The organism is Salipiger marinus (assembly GCF_035481585.1).
Classification (GTDB): domain Bacteria; phylum Pseudomonadota; class Alphaproteobacteria; order Rhodobacterales; family Rhodobacteraceae; genus Salipiger; species Salipiger marinus.
In genome coordinates, this window is sequence record NZ_JAYKSL010000089.1 from 1 (window position 1) to 970 (window position 970).

The following is a 970-nucleotide window of genomic DNA, read 5'->3' on the forward strand; positions in this document are numbered from 1 at the left end:
TCCGCCACCTTGTCCTCAACCCATTCGGAAAGCGCGGGATTTTCCGCCGCAGCTATGCTTTCTACCGGGGCCGCGCCGCCGCCCGGCGCCGCCTCGAAGGTCGAGGTCCGGAAGGTGATAACCTTCTTTTCATCCTTCGACCGTACCGTCTGCAGGGCGTTGCCGGCATAGATCGGGCGCTCGAACGTATCCGCATCCACCACGGAGGTGACATCGGTCAGGATCATCACGTCCAGCATCGCCGCCACGCGCGGCAGGATGTTCTTGGCATCCGTCGTGGCGGGCGCCACGATATGGGAATACTCCCCCGCCAGCGACTGGATCAGCGCCGCCACCGGCTCTGCCAGCCGGTGGCCATAAAGCGCATCCTCGGCCACCAGCACCCGGGCGACGCCGGTGATCGTGGCCGCCTGTTCGGCAGCAGCCTGCGCCTGCGCGCCCACGGCCAGCACGGTGACCTCGCCCAGCGTCTGCGCGGCGGTCACCGCCTTGGAGGTGGCGTCCAGCGCCAGCGTGCCCTCGGTGATTTCAGCAAGAAGGAGAACGGCCATCACAGCACCCCCGCATCTTTGAGTTTCGCCAGCAGCTCATCCACCGACCCGACCTTGACGCCCGCAGCCCGGGTGGCGGGTTCGGCGGTGCCGATCACCTCCAGCCGGGGGCTGACATCCACGCCAAAATCCGCAGCGGTCTTTTCGTCCAGCGGCTTCTTCTTGGCTTTCATGATGTTGGGCAGCGACGCATAGCGCGGCTCGTTCAGCCGCAGGTCGGCGGTGACGATCGCGGGCAGGGTGACCTTCACCGTCTGCAGCCCGCCATCCACCTCGCGCGCGACCACGGCGGCGCCGTCCTCCACCGTCAGCTTGTTGGCATAGGTGGCCTGCGCCCAGCCCAGCAGACCCGCCAGCATCTGGCCGGTGGCGTTCATGTCGTTGTCGATGGCCTGCTTGCCCATCAGCACCAGACCGGG

1 protein-coding gene and 1 pseudogene are annotated in these 970 nt (G+C 67.1%); both read right to left on the minus strand.

Annotated features, from left to right (window positions below; genetic code table 11):
- Positions 1–551: pseudogene (locus VK682_RS27250) on the minus strand (electron transfer flavoprotein subunit alpha/FixB family protein); the annotation flags it as partial.
- Positions 551–970 (minus strand): electron transfer flavoprotein subunit beta/FixA family protein (locus tag VK682_RS27255; protein ID WP_230798344.1); only part of this gene is annotated, 420 nt, incomplete at its 5' end. The pseudogene VK682_RS27250 and the gene VK682_RS27255, both read right to left, overlap by 1 nt.